We start from the raw sequence: 16,340 nt of genomic DNA on the forward strand, positions 1-16,340 counted from the left end.
CTTGCCGAGGCGCCCCCGCGGGTTCCCGTGTCGGCCCGACTCCCGGCCGCAGCCGGCCGCCGGTACGGTATGTCCCGCCGACGCCCGCTGCCGCGGGCGGTGTTCCATGGCGCACCGCACGCTCGTGCGCGTGCCTGATCAGCTCACCGGGGGGGCGAGTGCGGATGGCGGTGTGGCCACCGGCTGCCGTTGACGCCCGGCGCCGGGCCGTCAGCCGGGCCGGACGGCGCGCGTGACGGCCGAGCTGAACGAGGCGGTCGCCGCTGCCCAGGCGGGCGACGAGGAGGCGTTCCGATTCCTCTACCGCAGCCTGCAACCCGCCCTGCTGCGCTACCTGACCGCGCTCGTCGGGACCGACGCCGAGGACGTGGCCTCGGAGGCGTGGCTCCAGATCTCCCGCGACCTGCCGTCGTTCACCGGCGGCGAGTTCCGCGCCTGGGTGGTCACCATCGCCCGCAACCGCGCCATGGACCACCTGCGCCGGCAGCGGCGACGTCCCTCGGTGCCGGTGCCGGTGCAGGCGCTGAACGACCTGGCCGCCGACGTCGACACCGCCGACCGGGCCGGCGAGGCCATCGCCACCGAGAACGCGCTGGCGCTGATCCGTACGCTGCCGCCGGCGGAGGCCGAGGCGGTGATGCTGCGGGCCGTGATCGGCCTGGACGCGGAGACCGCCGGGCGGGTGCTGGGCCGGCGGGCCGGCGCGGTGCGCACCGCCGCGCACCGGGGCCTGCGCCGGCTGGCCGCGATGCTGGAGCGCTCGGCGGCGGCGCGGGCCGCGCCGGACGACGTCCGGGACGCCACCGCGCCGCGTCCCCGTACCGACCGCCAGGTGCCGCACGCGCCCGAGGCCGAGCCGGCGGAGGGCTGACGTGAGGGGAGACGGCATGCACGATCGCCGGTCCGGCGGGCCCGCCGACCGGGCGGAGTCCGACCGCCTGCTCGACGCCGCGCGCGCCGGCACGCCGCCGGCGGCCGACGCGGACCCGCTGACCCGGCTGCTGTCCGCCGCGGCCGGACCTGCGGAACCCGGCGAGGTCGCCGGGGAGGAGCAGGCGCTCGCCGCCTTCCGGGCGGCCCGGACGTCCGGGGCGTCACCGGCGGCCGGACCGGTTGTCGCGCCGCGTCCGCGCCGGCGCCTGCGGATCGCCGCCGCGCTGTCCGGGCTGGCCGCCACCGCCGTCGCCGGGGTGGCGTTCGCCGCGGTGCGCCTGGACCGCGAGCCCGAGCCGGTCCTCCCGCCCGCCACCACGGCCCGCCCCACCGGCGAGGGCCCGACCGGCGCCGGCCCCGCCGTCACCGGCCCCTCCCGGCCGGCGCCGAGCACACCGGCCGGCGACGCGTCCGACGCGACGTCACCGCCGGCTGCGACACCGAGCGTGACGCCGAGCGGCGCGACCCCGCACTCCGCGTCCCCGACCCGCGGGAACAACAGCATGGCCGGGCACTGCCGCGCCTACCTGGCCAAGTCGGAGCGGCAGCGGGCGAAGGCGCTCACCGCACCGGGCTTCGCCGACCTGGTGACCGCGGCCGGCGGCCCCGAGCAGGTGGAGAGCTACTGCCGGAACCTGGTGGACGAGCCGGCGGAGGACCCGGACGACGAGGACGACTGAACGCCACCGCGCAATCAGATTCCGGACAATAATTCATCTCCCTGGGCAAGCGGATCTCATCTGCTAGACAGAGGATGGTGGGACGGCGTCCCGTGCCGTCCCGGCCGGGCCCGCCGCCACGACGTGGCCGCCCACCGCCGAGGAGGAGCCGTCCCATGGTGATGTCACCGGACCTGGACCGGGCAGTCGTCCTGGGGGGCGAGGAGGCGGCCCGGGGCCACCTCGCCCGGATCTGCTTCAAGACCGGGCCACCCGCACTCGTCGGCGTCGAACTGGAATGGACAGTGCACGACGCCGCGGACCCGGCCCGGCCGGTCGACCGCGAGCGACTACGCGAGGCGCTGGGGCGGCACAGCCCCGTGACCCTCGACCCCACCAGCCCGGCCGGCGAGCTCCGGCGCGGCGGCGCCGTGACCGTGGAGCCCGGCGGGCAGGTGGAGATCTCCGCGATGCCGCGCTCGTCGGTCGCCGCGCTCATCCTGGCCACCGAGGCCGACGTCGCCGAGCTGCGGGCCCGGCTGGACGCCGCCGGCCTGGTGCTCGGCCGCAGCGGGATGGACCCCTGGCGCCTGCCCCGGCCCGTCGTGGAGACCCCCCGCTACCGGGCCATGCGCCGGGCCTTCGACCGGCGCGGCCCGGCCGGACGGGCGATGATGTACAGCACCGCCGGCCTCCAGGTCTGCCTGGACGCGGGCGAGCCGCAGCACCTGGCGCAGCGCTGGGCCGCCGTGCACGCCGTCGGCCCGCCGCTGCTCGCCGCGTTCGCCACCGCCGACCGGCATGCCGGCCGCCGCACCGGCTGGGCGTCCGCCCGGATGGCCACCTGGCTGGCCATCGACCCGGCCCGGACCAGGCCGGTGTGGTCGCCGCGGCACGCCGACGAGGACCCGGTGGCGGCCTGGACCGGGTACGCGCTCGCCGCGCCGCTGCTGTGCGTACGCGGCGACGGCCCGGACTGGACCGCGCCGCCCGGTGTCACGTTCGCCGACTGGCTGGCCGGCGCGCTGCCCCGCCCGCCCACCACCGACGACCTGGAATACCACCTGAGCACGCTGTTCCCGCCGGTACGCCCGCGCGGCTACCTGGAGCTGCGCTACCTGGACACCCAGCCCGGCCCGGCGTGGACGGTGCCGCTGGCGGTGCTGGCGGCGCTCTTCGCCGACCCGGCCACCACCCGGGACGCGCTCGCCGTGGCCGGTCCGGTCGCCGACAGGTGGCACGCGGCGGCCCGGTGCGGGCTGGCCGAGCGTCCCCTGGCGAGCGCCGCGGCGGCGCTGTTCGACCTGGCCCTGACGGCCCTGCCCCGGCTCGGCCTGCCGGACGGCATCCACGACGAGACCGATCGAGCGATCCGGCGGCGCCGCGCCGCCGCGGAGAGGGGACACCGGTGACCACCACCGAGCGACTACGCGACCGGATCGCCGCGGAGCTGGAGCGGACCCGGGCCCGTACCGCCCTGCTGACCGACGCGGTGGACGACGACGACCTGGTCCGGCAGCACTCCACGCTGATGTCGCCGCTGGTCTGGGACCTGGCGCACGTCGGCAACCAGGAGGAACTGTGGCTGGTCCGCGACGTCGGCGGCCGTGACCCGGTGCGCCACGACATCGACGACCTCTACGACGCGTTCAAGCAGCCCCGCAAGGACCGGCCGGCGCTGCCGCTGCTGCCGCCCGCCGAGGCCCGCGCCTACGTGCGGACGGTCCGGGACAAGGTGTTCGACCTGCTCGACGGCATCCGCTTCACCGAGCGTCCCCTCGTCGCCGACGGGTTCGCGTTCGGCATGATCCTGCAGCACGAGCAGCAGCACGACGAGACCATGCTCGCCACCCACCAGCTGCGCGCCGGCGCCCCGGTGCTGGACGCGCCGCCCCCGCCGGAGCCCCGGGCCCGGGTCGGCGGGGAGGTACGGGTGCCGGCCGGTCCGTTCACCATGGGCACCTCCACCGACCCGTGGGCGCTGGACAACGAGCGCCCGGCGCACACCGTCGACCTGCCCGCGTACCTCATCGACGCCGCGCCGGTGACGAACGGCCAGTACCGGGCGTTCATCGCCGACGGCGGGTACGACGAGCCGCGCTGGTGGAGCGAGGCCGGCTGGCGGCACCGCGTCGAGGCGGGCCTGAGCGCGCCGATGCACTGGCGGCGCGACGGGGACGGCTGGGCGTACCGCCGGTTCGGCCGCTGGTCGGCGGTACGCGACGACGAGCCGGTGGTGCACGTCTGCTGGTACGAGGCACAGGCGTACGCGGCGTGGGCCGGCAAGCGGCTGCCCACGGAGGCGGAGTGGGAGAAGGCTGCCCGCTGGGATCCGGCGACCGGCCGGTCCCGCCGCTACCCGTGGGGTGACGAGGACCCGACCGGCGAGCACGCCAACCTGGGCCAGCGGCACCTGTGGCCGGCGCCGGTGGGCGCGTACCCGGGCGGCGCCTCGCCGCTGGGCGTGCACCAGCTCGTCGGCGACGTGTGGGAGTGGACCTCCTCGCCGTTCCGGGGGCACCCGGGATTCACCGCGTTCCCCTACCGGGAGTACTCGGAGGTCTTCTTCGGCGACGACCACCGGGTGCTGCGGGGCGGCTCGTTCGGCACCGACCGGGCCGCCTGCCGGGGCACGTTCCGCAACTGGGACTACCCGATCCGGCGGCAGATCTTCAGCGGGTTCCGCTGCGCCCGCGACGCCGGCCCGGAGGAGTGAGCCGGCCCGATGTGCCGTCACCTCGCGTACCTCGGTCCACCGGTGCTCCTGCGCAGCCTGCTGTCCGACCCGCCGTACGGGCTGCTGCGCCAGTCGTGGGCGCCGCGTGACATGCGCGGCGGCGGCACGATAAACGCCGACGGCTTCGGCGTCGCCTGGTACCCGGACGACGGCGACCCGGTCCGCTACCGGCGGGCGCAGCCGATGTGGAGCGACACCACGCTGCCGGAGCTGGCCGCCGTGACGCGGGTGCGGGCGGTGCTGGCCGCCGTCCGCTCCGCCACCGTCGGCATGCCGCTGCACGAGACCGCCGCCGCGCCCTTCGCCGAGGGGCGGTGGCTGTTCAGCCACAACGGCGTGGTGCGGGGCTGGCCGGACAGCCTGGTCCCGCTCGCCGCCGGCCTGCCCGTCCGCGACCTGATCACCCTGGACGTGCCGACCGACTCGGCGTTGCTGTGGGCGCTGGTCCGGCACCGGCTGCGCGCCGGAGCGCAGCCGGACGCGGCGGTGGCCGACACCGTCGCGGCGGTCACCGCCGCCGCTCCCGGCTCGCGGCTGAACCTGCTGCTCACCGACGGTACGACAGTGGTGGCGAACACGGCCGGGCACGCGCTGTCGGTGCGCCGCGGCCCGGACTCGGTGCTGCTGGCATCCGAACCGTTCGACGACGACCCGGCCTGGCGGGCCGTGCCGGACGGCCGGCTCGTGGTGGCGACCACGGGCGGGCTCGACGTGCGGGAGACGACCGCCGCCTGACGATCCGTACCCACCGCAAGAGAGGACACTCGATGAGCGCGGAGCCGCTGGAGATCCACCTGGAGCAGCAGGACCTCGACCGTGGTCTGCGGGAGGACGTACGGGTCGGGCTGGCCGCGACGCCGAAGTGGCTGCCGCCGAAGTGGTTCTACGACGCCCGGGGCAGCGAGCTGTTCGAGGAGATCACCCGCCTGCCGGAGTACTACCCGACCCGGGCCGAGCGGGCGGTGCTGGCCGCGCACGCCGACGACGTGGCCACCATGACCGGCGCGAAGACGCTGATCGAGCTGGGTTCGGGCTCGTCGGAGAAGACCCGGCTGCTGCTGGACGCGTTCACCCGCCACAGCGACCTGGGCACCTTCGTGCCGCTGGACGTGTCGGTGAGCGCGTTGCGGTCGTCCACCGAGCAGATCGCCGCCGCGTACCCGGGGCTGCGGGTCCGGGGGATGGTCGGCGACTTCACCCGCCACCTGGACCGGCTGCCCACCGGCGGCCGGCGCCTGGTGGCGTTCCTCGGCGGCACGATCGGCAACCTGCTGCCGGCGGAGCGGGCCGGGTTCCTCACCGCGATGCGCGCGGCGCTGGAGACCGGCGACTGGCTGCTGGTCGGCACCGACCTGGTCAAGGACCCGGGCGTGATCGTGCCCGCCTACGACGACGCGGCGGGCGTGACCGCCGAGTTCAACCGCAACGTGCTCCGGGTGATCAACCGCGAGCTGGGTGCGGACTTCGACGTCGACGCGTTCCGCCACGTGGCCGTCTGGGATCCCGAGCGGGAGTGGATCGAGATGCGGTTGCGCGCCGAGCACCCGACCCGGGTGCGGGTCCTGGACACCGACGTGGTGTTCGCCGCCGGTGAGGAGCTGCGGACCGAGGTGTCGGCGAAGTTCCGGCCGGAGGGGATCGCCGCCGAGCTGACCGCCGCCGGGTTCGACAGGCGGGCGTTCTGGACCGATCCGGACGGGTTGTTCGGGGTGAGCCTGGCCCGGGCCGACTGAGGCTCGGGGTGGCCGCGACCACACCCGGTGACCGGCCGGGCCGGTGATCGGCTAGGCTGGTCGGCGCGAAGGGGAGTAGCCCCCAATGTCGTGGTCGACACACTGGTGCGTTCCGCACCCGGCCACGCGGCCCCGGTCCCCGGGGCGGGCGAGACCTTCGACTCAGGCTGTCGCAGCCGGGTCGAGGGCGCCCCCGTTCCTCCTCCCGGCTTGATCGGGAAGGTTCACATGGAGGGTTTCCTCGTCGCGCTGGTGGTCAGCTTCGGCGTCATCTTCGTGGCCGAGCTGGGCGACAAGTCCCAGCTCATGGCGCTGACGTTCGCCACGCGGTTCAAGCCGGTGCCGGTGCTCATCGGCATCACGATCGCCACCGCCGTCGTCCACCTGGCCTCGGTGGCCATCGGGTACGGCCTGGGCGCCGCCCTGCCCACCGGGTGGATCTCGCTCATCGCCGGTGTGGCGTTCCTCGGCTTCGGCGCCTGGACGCTGCGCGGCGACAAGCTGACCGAGGAGGAGAAGCGCAAGGCCGAGCGCGGCGGCAAGTCCGCCGTCATCGCCGTCGGTGTGGCGTTCTTCCTGGCCGAGCTGGGCGACAAGACAATGCTCGCCACCATCACGCTGGCCACCAAGTACGGCTGGTTCGGCACCTGGCTCGGCTCGACACTCGGCATGGTCGCCGCGGACGCGCTGGCGATCCTGGTGGGCCGGATGCTCGGCCGGCACCTGCCGGAGCGGACCATCCGCTACGGCGCGGCGGTGCTGTTCGCCATCTGCGGCCTGTGGCTGATCTTCGAGGCGGTCGCCGAGCTGAACTGACCGCAGCGACGCCGGCCGCCGTTCCCGCTGCGGGAACGGCGGCCGGCGTCGTCAGGCCGGGCCCTGCTGGTAGACGTCCGGTACGCCGTCACCGTCGGCGTCCCGGCTCTCGCGCTCACTGATCCGCCGGTAGGCCCGGTTGCGGCGGACCAGCACCACCGAGGCCAGCAGGGCGGAGGTGAGCGAGCCGAGCAGCACCGCCACCTTGACGCCGTCCTCCTCCGGGCTGCCGGGGCCGAACGCCAGCTCGCCGATGAGCAGCGACACGGTGAAGCCGATGCCGGCCAGCAGCGCGAGCCCGGCCAGGTCGGCCCAGGTGATCTCCTCGTCCAGTTCGGCCCGGGTGAACCGGGCGAGCAGGTACGTCGACCCGAACACGCCGATCACCTTGCCGAGCACCAGCCCGGCGGCGACCGCGAGCACCACCGGGCTGGTGAGCACGCCGCCCACATCCACCCCGACCAGCGTCACCCCGGCGGCGAAGAAGGCGAAGACCGGTACTGCCAGGCCGGCGGAGACGGGCCGCCAGCGGTGCTCCAGCCGCTCGGCCAGCCCGGGTGCGCCGTCGCGCCCGCGCAGCACCGGCACGGTGAACCCGAGCAGCACGCCCGCCACTGTGGCGTGCACACCGGAGGCGTGCACCAGCGCCCAGGCGGTCACCGCGAGCGGGATCAGCGCCCACCACCAGGTCCGCCGCTTCTGCACGAGCAGCCCGAACGCGGCGATCGGCAGCAGCGCGGCGAGCAGCGGCAACGGGTGGAACGCGTCGGTGTAGAAGATCGCGATGATGGTGATCGCGAAGAGGTCGTCGACCACGGCGAGGGTGAGCAGGAAGGCGCGCAGCCCCTGCGGCAGGTGGGAGCTGACCACGGCGAGCACGGCGAGTGCGAAGGCGATGTCGGTGGCGGTGGGGATGGCCCAGCCGCGCAGGCCGGTGCCGCCGGCGCCGAGCGTCACCGCCAGGTAGATCAGCGCGGGGGCGACCATGCCGCCGAGCGCGGCGATCACCGGCAGCGCGGCCCGGCGGGGGTCACGCAGGTCACCGGCGACGAACTCGCGCTTGAGCTCCAGACCGACCACGAAGAAGAAGATCGCCAGCAGCCCGTCGGCGGCCCAGGTGCGCAGGTCGAGGTCCAGGTGCAGCCCGGCGCCGCCGGGCCAGGGCACCCAGTGGCTCAGTTCGGCGTACCCGGCCCGCCACGGCGAGTTGGCCCAGACCAGGGCGAGCAACGCGCCGAGCAGCAGCAGGCCGCCACCGACCGTCTCGGTGCGCAGCACGTCGGCCAGGAAGCGGGCCTCCGGCCAGGAACGGCGGGACAGCAGGCGGGGGCGGTGCGGGGTGTGCTGGCGCATGCGGGATCCGTTCGGAAGCTGGGGTCGGCGGAGTCATCGCCGACCAGGCTTCCCGGCACACCGGGACCAACCCTATCGGGCGTCCGCCACCGCCGGCGAGCCGCTCTCCGGCCGATGGGACGCCGATCCCACCTCCTGGATACGGCGTCCCGTCGGCCGCCGGGTCAGCGTTGCCCGGGCAGCGCCGGCAGGGACACCCCGGCCGGCTCGCAGAAGGCGGCCATCCGCTTGACCAGCTCCTCCGGGTCGGCGTACGGGTCCAGCCCGCGCACCTCGTCCGGGTCCAGCGCGGGCACCGCGACGTGGGAGATCAACGGGTGCAGCGGACGGCTGTCCACCTCGTCGGCGCCGAACAGGTGCTCGTGCAGCTTCTCGCCCGGGCGCAGGCCGGTGAAGACGATCTCCACCGGCCGGCCCGCCTCGGCGGCCAGCCGGCGTGCCACGTCGGCGATCCGGACCGGCTCGCCCATGTCGAGGACCAGCGCCTCGCCGCCCCGCCCGATCGTCGCGGCCTGGAGCACCAGGTGCACCGCCTCCTGCACGGTCATGAAGTAGCGCGTCACGTCGGGGTGGGTGACGGTGATCGGCACCCCCGCCCGGATCTGCGCCTGGAACGCGGTGAGCACCGAACCGCGGCTGCTCAGCACGTTGCCGAAGCGGACGCTCAGGTATCTGCCGTCGAGCCGCTGCGCGTGGTACGCGGTCAGCCGCTCGGTGATCCGTTTGGAGTAGCCGAGGACGCTCGTCGGGTTGGCCGCCTTGTCGGTGGAGATGTTCACGAACTCGGCGACGTCCCGGCATGCCTCCAGCACGTTCAGCGTACCCAGGATGTTGGTCTTGATCGCCTCGCCGGGGTGGCGCTGGAGAAGCGTGAGGTGCTTGAGCGCCGCGGCGTGGAACACCACGTCGGGCTGCCGGTCGGCGATCACCCGGGCGATGCCCTCGGCGTCGCGGATGTCGGCCAGGATCAGCTCCGGCCCGTCCAGCAGCGCGCGCCCGTGCAGGGACATCTGCAGGGCGTGCAGCGCGGACTCGTCCCGGTCGAGCATCATCAGCTCGTCGGGCTCGCAGCGGGCGATCTGCCGGCACAGTTCCGAGCCGATCGAGCCGCCGGCGCCCGTGACGAGCACCCGGCGGCCGGCCAGCCCGCCGCGCTCGACGCTCAGCTCGGCCACCCGGTGCGCGCGGCCCAGCAGGTCGGTGAGCTGGAGGTCGCGTACGTCGGTGGCGGCGACCGGACGGTCGAGCAGCTCGCGTACCGGCGGCAGGACCTTGAACGCCGCTCCGGCCTCCAGCGTGCGGGTGCGGACGTCGCGCAGCAACTGCGGGTCCGAGCTGCTCATGGAGAAGATGACTGTGGTCGCGCCGGTCGCCCGGACCGCGTCGCCGACCTGTTCCCGGCCGCCCAGCACGCGCAGCCGCTCCAGCCGCAGGCCGCGGCTGTCGGGCGCGTCGTCGAGCAGGCCCACCGGCCGGTAGCCGCTGCCCGGGTCGTGCAGCAGCGTCCGGACCAGCCGTTCGCTGGCCGCGTCCACCCCGTAGACCAGGCAGCGTTCGGCGTGCTGGGCGGCGGGCTGATGGCGGTCGGCGTAGGCCCGCCAGAGGCCGCGGGCGGTGGCCATCGCCACCAGGGCGACGGTGCCGCCGACGAGCGGCGTGCTCGCCGGGACCGGCCGCTGCGCCCACGGCAGCACGGCGGCGAGGCCGACGGCGGCGACCAGCGCAACGGTGACGGCCAGCCCTTGGGCGTCCCCGGAGCTGCCGATCGGGTAGCGGCCGTAGATCCGGGACCGCAGCAGCGTGAGTGCGGCGTACAGCGCGGCGCAGGCCAGCGCCAGGGCGAGCGTACGGGCGCTGGCGTCGGCGGTGAGGTCGAACTCGAACCGCGTCCAGGCGGCGCCGAGAAATCCGCCGCACCACGCGGCCGTGTCCAGCGTTAACAGGGAAAGGGTGGCGGCTCGGTGGGTGATCCGGCTGTGCGGTCGCACGGTTGTGCTGGCTTCACGATCCATGGGCTGCCCTCTGCGTCCTATCCGGATTGAAAGGATTAGACCTTCTGTGCCTGCTTAGTCGTTTACATTCGTCCAGTCACGTAACGTCGTGAATGGGCGATTTGATCCTGGCATGGCGACTGGTGCTTTTAGGGGGCTTTCGTGCAGTTTCATCGGCAGGCCGGCGTGTTGCGAGGGGGAGCGTGATGGACGTTCTCGGCTACCTGCGCCTGGTCCGACGCCACTGGTGGATCGTGTTGGTGGCGGTGATGCTCGCCGTGGGCACCGCCGCGCTCGTGACGGTCCGGACGGCGCCTCGGTACGAGGCCTCGGTGACGTTCTTCGTCACCACGCCCAGCCAGGGAGTCACCGACGCCTACCAGGGCAGCCTGTTCCTCCAACAGCGGGTGAAGTCCTACGGTGACCTGCTCACCAGCGACCGGCTGGCGCAGAGCGTCGTCGCCGACGCGCCGCTGGGCCTCACCGCCGACCAGGTGCGCAGCCGGATCAGCACGGCCAGCACCACCGGCACGGTGCTGCTCAAGGCGACGATCACCGACACCGACCAGACTCGGGCGCTGAAGACCACCGAGGCGCTCGCGACGAAGTTCACCGAGCTGGTGCGCAAGGTCGAGACGCCGCCGGACGGCAAGGCGCCGCCGATCAAGATCGAGGTGGTGAGCGGCCCCCGGGTCACCTCGAACCCGGTCTCGCCGCAGCCCACCCGCAACCTGGTCCTGGGCGGTCTGCTCGGCCTGCTGCTCGGCGCCGCGCTGGCCGTGCTGCGCGGGGTGGCCGACGTCCGGATGCGCGACGGCGCCGGGCTGCAACGGGTGACCGGCAGCCCGCTGCTCGGCGAGGTCCCGTACGAGACCGGCGCGAAGGCGGCGCCGCTGATCGTCGGTGACGCGGCCACCTCTGCCCGCGCCGAGGCGGTCCGCAAGCTGCGTACCAACCTGCGCTTCGTGGACGTCCACGAGCCGGCCCGGGTCATCGCGGTCACCAGCGCGCTGCAGGGCGAGGGCAAGACCACGATGGCCTGCAACACCGCCATCGCGCTGGCCGAGGCGGGCTGGCGGGTGCTGCTGATCGACGCCGACCTGCGCCGCCCCAAGGTCGCCGACTACCTCGGGCTCGACGGCGGCGTCGGCCTCACCGACGTGCTGGTCGGCGACGTCCAGGTCGGTGACGTGGTGCAGCGCTGGGGCGAGAAGTCCCTGCTGGTGCTGCCCAGCGGCGCCACCCCGCCCAACCCGAGCGAGCTGCTCGGCTCGAAGTCCATGGCGGACCTGCTGGTGGCGCTGCGGGACTCGGCGGACATCGTGGTCCTCGACACCGCGCCGCTGCTCGCGGTCACCGACGGCGTGGTGGTGGCCGTGCAGGCCGACGGCGCGCTCCTGGTCACCCAGCAGGGGCGTACCTCCCGCAGCCAGGTCGCGGCGGCGGCGCAAGCGCTCAGCTCGGTCTCGGTGCGCCTGCTCGGCTGCGTGCTGAACATGGCCAAGGTGGCCAAGTCGGACGCCTACCAGTACGAGGCGTACAAGGTGGTCGTGCCGCCCGCGGCGCCCTCCGTGCCGGCCGACCGGGCCGGAACGCGGCGGGGCGCGAAGGCCGCGGGCGACCGGACGCAGGAACTCACCCGGCTGTCGCGATGAGTGCGAGTACGGGCCGGATCGACCGCTCGATCTCCTCGGCACAACGCCGGAAGTCGGCGGGCGAACCGCCGATCGGATCGCGCAGGTCCTCCGCGTCGGGGGCGGCGGGTTGCAGCCGCCCCCGGGCGCGGACCGCGGCCGACACCGCCGCCCGCAACGGCGTGCCCGCATCCGCCTCCGCCTCGGCGGGGCGGGCCTCGGCCGCCAGCCGGGCGAACTGCCGCAGCGTGAACGTCCGGGTCAGCGCGGCCGGTGCCAGCGAGGTGCAGGCCGAGCGTTGCCGGCGGGTCGCGGTCAGCACCAGCGCCGCCCCGGTCAGGTGCTCCGGGCGCAGCCGGCGGGTCCGGAAGGCCGCCGGGTCCGCGCCGGTGGCCGCGGTCACCTCGACCGCGTATGGGTGCATGGCCGCCCCGTCGATCGCGTCGGTCCCCGCGCTGGTCACCGCCAACGGCAGGCCGGCCAGCATGCGGCGGGCGATGAACTCCGCCATCGGTGACCGGCACATGTTCGCGTGGCAGACGAAGAGCACCTCGTCGACCATCTGCACCCCTCTCGTCGGCACGGTCGCGACGGAGGGTGCCGCGACGGCGTTCTTCCGGCGGTCGCGGCCGGACGCAGAGGGGATGCGGGAATCGTACGCGGTGCGGCGCCCGGCCGTCCGGAAAGCCGCGCCGGGAGCGTCGTCATGAGGGTCGGCATCCTCACCTACCACTTCCCGCCCGAGCCGGCGTTCGTCCCGGGCAGCCTGGCCGAGGAGCTGGTGGCCCGGGGCCACGAGGTGCGGGTGCTCACCGGTTTCCCGGACTACCCCGGCGGCCACGTCTATCCCGGCTGGCGGCAGCGCTGGCGGCACCAGACGCACAGCGAGCGGCTGACCGTGCGCCGGGTTCCCCGGTACGCCGCGGGCGACGGTTCCGCCCGTGCCCGCACCACGAGCTGGCTGTCCTTCGCCGGCAGTGCCGCGCTCGCCGGCCGGGGACTGCTGCGCGACGTCGACGTGCTCTACGTCTACGGCCACCCGGCGGTCACGTTCGCCGCCACCGGGCTGCGGCGGCTGCTCGGCCGCACGCCGACAGTGCTGCACGTGCAGGACGTGTGGACCGAGCGGGACGGGCGCGCCGAGCGGGACAGCGGGCGGCCGGCGCGGCTGGAGGCCGCGACCCGTCGCCTCTACCGGGAGGCGGCGGTGGTGGCTGTCGGGTCGCCGTCCATGGCGGATCTCGTCCGTGCCGGCGGGGCCGACCCGGGCCGGGTGCGCACGGCGCCGAACTGGACCGACGAGCGCATCTTCCGGCCCACCCAGGCCGGACCGGCGGTGCGGCGGCTGGTCCGCCGGGACGACCGCTGCGTGGTGATGCACGCCGGCACGATCGGCGTCCGCCAGGATCTGGAGACGGCGGTCCGCGCGGCGGCGGCGCTCGGCGACCGGATGGACCTGGTGCTCGTGGGATCGGGCCCGCAGGAGCGGCAGGTCCGGGGGCTCGCCGCCGACCTCGGCGCGGACAACGTCCGGTTCCTGGAACGACGGTCCGCCGTGGACATGCCGCAGCTCTACGCCGCCGCCGACTACCAGCTCGTGGCCCAGCGCGACCTGCCGGAGCTGCGTGGCCGGGTGCCCGACAAGCTCCAGGCCGCGCTGTCCTGCGCCGCGCCGGTGATCGCCTCCGCGGCGGGGGAGACGGCGGAGGTGGTGGAGCGGGCCCGCGCCGGCCTGTCCTGCCCGCCGGAGGACTGGGCGGCGCTGGCCGACCGCTTCTGGCTGGCCGCCGCCATCCCGCCGGCCGCCCGGATCGACATGGGCCGGCGGGGCCGCGACGCGTACCTGCGGGACATGTCGATGCGGGCCGGTGTGGACCGGATCGAGGCGCTGCTGCACGAGGCGGCCGAGCGCACGCCGAACCGAACAAAACTCGCACACAGCAGCTAATTCATCAGAGCGTCGAATAACGCCTCGAACAGGCACTTTCTCGTGCTAAAAAGCACTCGATCGCGAATTCTGTCCGATTCGACCGACACGTAGGGGGAATCCGTGACCGGACCTGGTGCCACGCCCGTCCGGCGGCGCCGCTCGCGCCGGCGCCGGCGCGCCCGGGTCCGCCGGATCCTGCTGACCGGGCTCGTAGTCGTGTCGGTGCTGCTCAGCGCCGGCGGCTGGGTCGTGTTCCGGGGCTGGCAGGCCCGCGCCCACCTGGTCAACGCCGCCGGACTGGCCCGGGAGCTCAGCGCCCAGGTGCTCGACGGCGACGTGGCCCGGGCCCAGCGCACGCTCGCCGCGTTGCAGGAGCAGGCCGCCGCCGCGCGTGGCGAAACCGGGGATCCGGTGTGGTGGGTCGGCCAGCAGACCCCGTACGCGGGGGACAACCTGGCCGCCGTACGGCAGATCTCGGTGGCGGTGGACGACCTGGCCCGGCTCGCGTTCCCCACGCTGCTGCGCGTCGACCTCGCCTCGCTGGTGCCGAAGCAGGGCAAGCTGGACCTGGCCCGCCTGCGCGCCGTCTCGGCCGAGGTCTCCGCCGCCGACCAGGCGGTGCGCACGACTGCCGACCGGCTGCGGAAGGTGCCCACCGGCGACCTCGTGACGCAGGTAGGCGACGCGGTCACCGCGCTGCGCGCGGAGCTGGACCAGCTCGGCGAGCTGACCTCGGCGGCTGATCGCGGCGCGCGGCTGCTGCCGCCACTGCTCGGCGCGGACGGACCGCGCAGCTATCTGCTGGTCTCGCAGAACCCGGCCGAGCTGCGCGCCACGGGCGGCATGTTCGGCGCGTACGCAGTCCTGCGCGCCGAGGGTGGACGGATCCGCCTCGTGAAGCAGGGCAGTTCGTCCGACCTGCGGTTCTTCGACCCGCCACTCAAGGTCGACGCGGAGGCGAAGCGGCTCTGGGGCGATCTGCCGGGCATCTATCCGGCGGACGTGAACCTCAACCCGGACTTCCCGGCCGCCGCCGCGCTCTACCGGGACATGGTGCGCCGCCGGACCGGCACGACTGTGGACGGTGTGCTGGCGGTGGACCCGGTGGTCCTGTCCTACCTGCTCGGCGTCTTGGGCCCGGTCAACGTGCCGGACGGGCCGGCACTCGCCCCCGCCACCGCCGTCCGCACGCTCCTCAGTGACTCGTACCGGGACCTGGGCACGAAGGACCAGGACGAGTACTTCACCAAGGCGGCCTCGGGTGTCTTCGACACCCTGTTCACCAAGACGATCGACCCGCGTGCGCTTTTGACCGTTTTTATCCGTTCAATCAACGAACGTCGGATATTGTTCTGGAGTGTCCGATCTGAGGAACAGCGCGCACTGGCCGGCAGCCGGCTGGCCGGTCAACTTCCGGAGAAGGACACCGTGCCGACTGTCGGCGTGTTCCTCAACGACGGCAGCGGCGCGAAGCTCGGTTACTACCTCAGGTTCTCGGCCACCGTGACGGTCGGCGAATGCCAGCCGGACGGGCGCCGCGAACTGAAGCTGCGGGTGACGGTGCACTCCACCGCCCCGAAGTCGGGCCTGACCGAGTCGGTCACCGGGCTGGCCCTGGCCGGCGCCAAGTACACCGCACGCACGTTCGTCTCCGTCCACACGCCCACCGGCGGCGCCGTCCTCACCGGACGGCTGGACGGGCGGGACACCGCGATGGGCAGCGGCACCGACGGCCGCCGCCAGGTGGCGGTGGCGAACGTGGAGGCACGCCCGGGGCAGACCAGGACGCTCGACGTCACGGTGCTCACCGGCCAGACCGGCGCCGGGACGGCCGAGCTGGTGCACACGCCCACCGTCACCCCATGGACCACCCAAGTAGTCAACGCACCAAGCTGTGAACAGTAGGAGGGAAACCATCATGCGGCTATCCCGCATCATCATGGCGCTCACGGTGGGCCTGGCCGTAGCGGCCGTGCCGACCGCGGCCGGGGCGGCGCAGCCGCAGCCTCCGGTCTACCCGCCGGAAGTCGCCTCGCTGACCGTGTCGCCGCTGGCCGCCTGCCTCGGCGAGAAGTTCACCCTGCAGGGTTCGAACTTCGCGCCGAATGAGACGGTTCGCATCGACGTGGCGATCTCGGGCCTGCCCGTGGCCGCCCCGGCCGAGGGCACCGCGCGACGCAGCGACGGCAGCACGGTGGCGATGGCGCCCGTCGCCTACACGCCCAACCGCGCCCAGCCGCAGCCCGCGCCGACCACGTTCACCGTGACGGCCGACGCCAGCGGCAACTTCACCGTCACCTACCGGCCGACCCAGCCGGGTCGGTACACGTTCACCGCCACCGGTCTGACGTCCGGCCGGATCGCCAGCGCCACCGGCACCGTCTGTCCGCCAAAGCCGACCCGGCCGCCGCACAAGGGCGGCCTGCCGGTCACCGGTGACAGCATCGGCACGCCGCTGAAGCTCGGTGGTGGCCTGGCCGCCGCCGGTGCGGTGCTGCTGCTGGCCTCGATGGCCTGGCGTCGCCGTCGCCTCGGCTGATCCGAGGCGCGCCGG

At 74.4% G+C, this 16,340-nt stretch carries 14 protein-coding genes; 11 read left to right on the forward strand and 3 right to left on the reverse strand.

The genetic code is table 11. From position 1 onward, the window contains the following. Positions 1-232 precede the first annotated feature (232 nt). From ACGFIA_RS27235 to ACGFIA_RS27265, 7 genes are all read left to right on the forward strand, one after another. Positions 233-871 carry an RNA polymerase sigma factor gene (locus tag ACGFIA_RS27235; protein WP_357391238.1) on the forward strand — a complete coding sequence of 213 codons (639 nt, stop codon included), beginning with the start codon at positions 233-235 and terminating at the stop codon, positions 869-871. Positions 872-887: 16 nt separating this feature from the next. Beyond that, positions 888-1,613 carry a hypothetical protein gene (locus ACGFIA_RS27240; RefSeq protein WP_393262788.1) on the forward strand — a complete coding sequence of 242 codons (726 nt, stop codon included), beginning with the start codon at positions 888-890 and terminating at the stop codon, positions 1,611-1,613. A gap of 155 nt (positions 1,614-1,768) precedes the next feature. Continuing rightward, the gene (gene egtA / locus ACGFIA_RS27245) at positions 1,769-3,004 is read left to right on the forward strand and encodes an ergothioneine biosynthesis glutamate--cysteine ligase EgtA (RefSeq protein ID WP_393262791.1); all 1,236 of its coding nucleotides are present in this window, start codon (positions 1,769-1,771) and stop codon (positions 3,002-3,004) included. Further along, positions 3,001-4,308, forward strand: coding sequence for an ergothioneine biosynthesis protein EgtB (egtB, locus tag ACGFIA_RS27250; RefSeq protein WP_357391233.1), 1,308 nt, complete (start codon positions 3,001-3,003; stop codon positions 4,306-4,308). Before egtA ends, egtB begins: the two co-directional genes overlap by 4 nt. A 9-nt stretch (positions 4,309-4,317) precedes the next feature. Then, positions 4,318-5,064, forward strand: coding sequence for an ergothioneine biosynthesis protein EgtC (gene egtC / locus ACGFIA_RS27255; protein ID WP_393262794.1), 747 nt, complete (start codon positions 4,318-4,320; stop codon positions 5,062-5,064). Positions 5,065-5,096: 32 nt separating this feature from the next. Beyond that, positions 5,097-6,062, forward strand: a complete 966-nt coding sequence (gene egtD, locus ACGFIA_RS27260) for an L-histidine N(alpha)-methyltransferase (RefSeq protein WP_393262797.1) — start codon at positions 5,097-5,099, stop codon at positions 6,060-6,062. Positions 6,063-6,290: 228 nt separating this feature from the next. Next, positions 6,291-6,878 carry a TMEM165/GDT1 family protein gene (locus ACGFIA_RS27265; RefSeq protein ID WP_357391227.1) on the forward strand — a complete coding sequence of 196 codons (588 nt, stop codon included), beginning with the start codon at positions 6,291-6,293 and terminating at the stop codon, positions 6,876-6,878. Positions 6,879-6,929: 51 nt separating this feature from the next. Here the strand turns inward: ACGFIA_RS27265 and nhaA are convergent, their stop codons facing one another. Both nhaA and ACGFIA_RS27275 read right to left on the reverse strand, forming a co-directional pair. After that, positions 6,930-8,231, reverse strand: coding sequence for a Na+/H+ antiporter NhaA (gene nhaA, locus ACGFIA_RS27270; RefSeq protein ID WP_393262800.1), 1,302 nt, complete (start codon positions 8,229-8,231; stop codon positions 6,930-6,932). A 164-nt stretch (positions 8,232-8,395) separates the two neighbouring features. Beyond that, the gene (locus ACGFIA_RS27275; RefSeq protein ID WP_393262803.1) at positions 8,396-10,243 is read right to left on the reverse strand and encodes a polysaccharide biosynthesis protein; all 1,848 of its coding nucleotides are present in this window, start codon (positions 10,241-10,243) and stop codon (positions 8,396-8,398) included. A 185-nt stretch (positions 10,244-10,428) separates the two neighbouring features. On the opposite strand from ACGFIA_RS27275, the gene ACGFIA_RS27280 reads away from it, so the two are divergent. Continuing rightward, the gene (locus ACGFIA_RS27280) at positions 10,429-11,877 is read left to right on the forward strand and encodes a polysaccharide biosynthesis tyrosine autokinase (protein ID WP_357480018.1); all 1,449 of its coding nucleotides are present in this window, start codon (positions 10,429-10,431) and stop codon (positions 11,875-11,877) included. Here ACGFIA_RS27280 and ACGFIA_RS27285 read toward each other — a convergent pair. Next, positions 11,858-12,439 (reverse strand): low molecular weight phosphatase family protein, encoded by a 582-nt coding sequence (locus ACGFIA_RS27285; RefSeq protein WP_357388779.1) that lies wholly within the window; start codon positions 12,437-12,439, stop codon positions 11,858-11,860. The genes ACGFIA_RS27280 and ACGFIA_RS27285 overlap by 20 nt on opposite strands. A 123-nt stretch (positions 12,440-12,562) precedes the next feature. On the opposite strand from ACGFIA_RS27285, the gene ACGFIA_RS27290 reads away from it, so the two are divergent. The 3 genes from ACGFIA_RS27290 to ACGFIA_RS27300 all read left to right on the forward strand — a co-directional run bounded on the left by ACGFIA_RS27290 (position 12,563) and on the right by ACGFIA_RS27300 (position 16,325). Next, positions 12,563-13,804 (forward strand): glycosyltransferase family 4 protein, encoded by a 1,242-nt coding sequence (locus ACGFIA_RS27290; RefSeq protein WP_357388777.1) that lies wholly within the window; start codon positions 12,563-12,565, stop codon positions 13,802-13,804. A gap of 102 nt (positions 13,805-13,906) precedes the next feature. Further along, on the forward strand, positions 13,907-15,691 hold the full coding sequence (locus tag ACGFIA_RS27295) for a DUF4012 domain-containing protein (RefSeq protein WP_393262807.1): 1,785 nt from the start codon (positions 13,907-13,909) through the stop codon (positions 15,689-15,691). Between the two features lie 13 nt (positions 15,692-15,704). Beyond that, positions 15,705-16,325 carry a hypothetical protein gene (locus ACGFIA_RS27300; protein ID WP_357388773.1) on the forward strand — a complete coding sequence of 207 codons (621 nt, stop codon included), beginning with the start codon at positions 15,705-15,707 and terminating at the stop codon, positions 16,323-16,325. Positions 16,326-16,340: the final 15 nt, after the last annotated feature.

Source organism: Micromonospora sp. NPDC049203 (assembly GCF_043197215.1).
Taxonomy (GTDB): domain Bacteria; phylum Actinomycetota; class Actinomycetes; order Mycobacteriales; family Micromonosporaceae; genus Micromonospora.

Excerpts from the sequence above, each read along its gene's own strand:
- ACGFIA_RS27275 (WP_393262803.1), bottom strand. The coding sequence starts at position 10,243 with ATGGATCGTGAAGCCAGCACAACCGTGCGACCGCACAGCCGGATCACC.
- egtA (WP_393262791.1), top strand. The coding sequence starts at position 1,769 with ATGGTGATGTCACCGGACCTGGACCGGGCAGTCGTCCTGGGGGGCGAG.
- ACGFIA_RS27265 (WP_357391227.1), top strand. The coding sequence starts at position 6,291 with ATGGAGGGTTTCCTCGTCGCGCTGGTGGTCAGCTTCGGCGTCATCTTC.
- egtD (WP_393262797.1), top strand. The coding sequence starts at position 5,097 with ATGAGCGCGGAGCCGCTGGAGATCCACCTGGAGCAGCAGGACCTCGAC.
- ACGFIA_RS27280 (WP_357480018.1), top strand. The coding sequence starts at position 10,429 with ATGGACGTTCTCGGCTACCTGCGCCTGGTCCGACGCCACTGGTGGATC.
- ACGFIA_RS27290 (WP_357388777.1), top strand. The coding sequence starts at position 12,563 with ATGAGGGTCGGCATCCTCACCTACCACTTCCCGCCCGAGCCGGCGTTC.
- ACGFIA_RS27300 (WP_357388773.1), top strand. The coding sequence starts at position 15,705 with ATGCGGCTATCCCGCATCATCATGGCGCTCACGGTGGGCCTGGCCGTA.
- ACGFIA_RS27240 (WP_393262788.1), top strand. The coding sequence starts at position 888 with ATGCACGATCGCCGGTCCGGCGGGCCCGCCGACCGGGCGGAGTCCGAC.
- egtC (WP_393262794.1), top strand. The coding sequence starts at position 4,318 with ATGTGCCGTCACCTCGCGTACCTCGGTCCACCGGTGCTCCTGCGCAGC.
- nhaA (WP_393262800.1), bottom strand. The coding sequence starts at position 8,231 with ATGCGCCAGCACACCCCGCACCGCCCCCGCCTGCTGTCCCGCCGTTCC.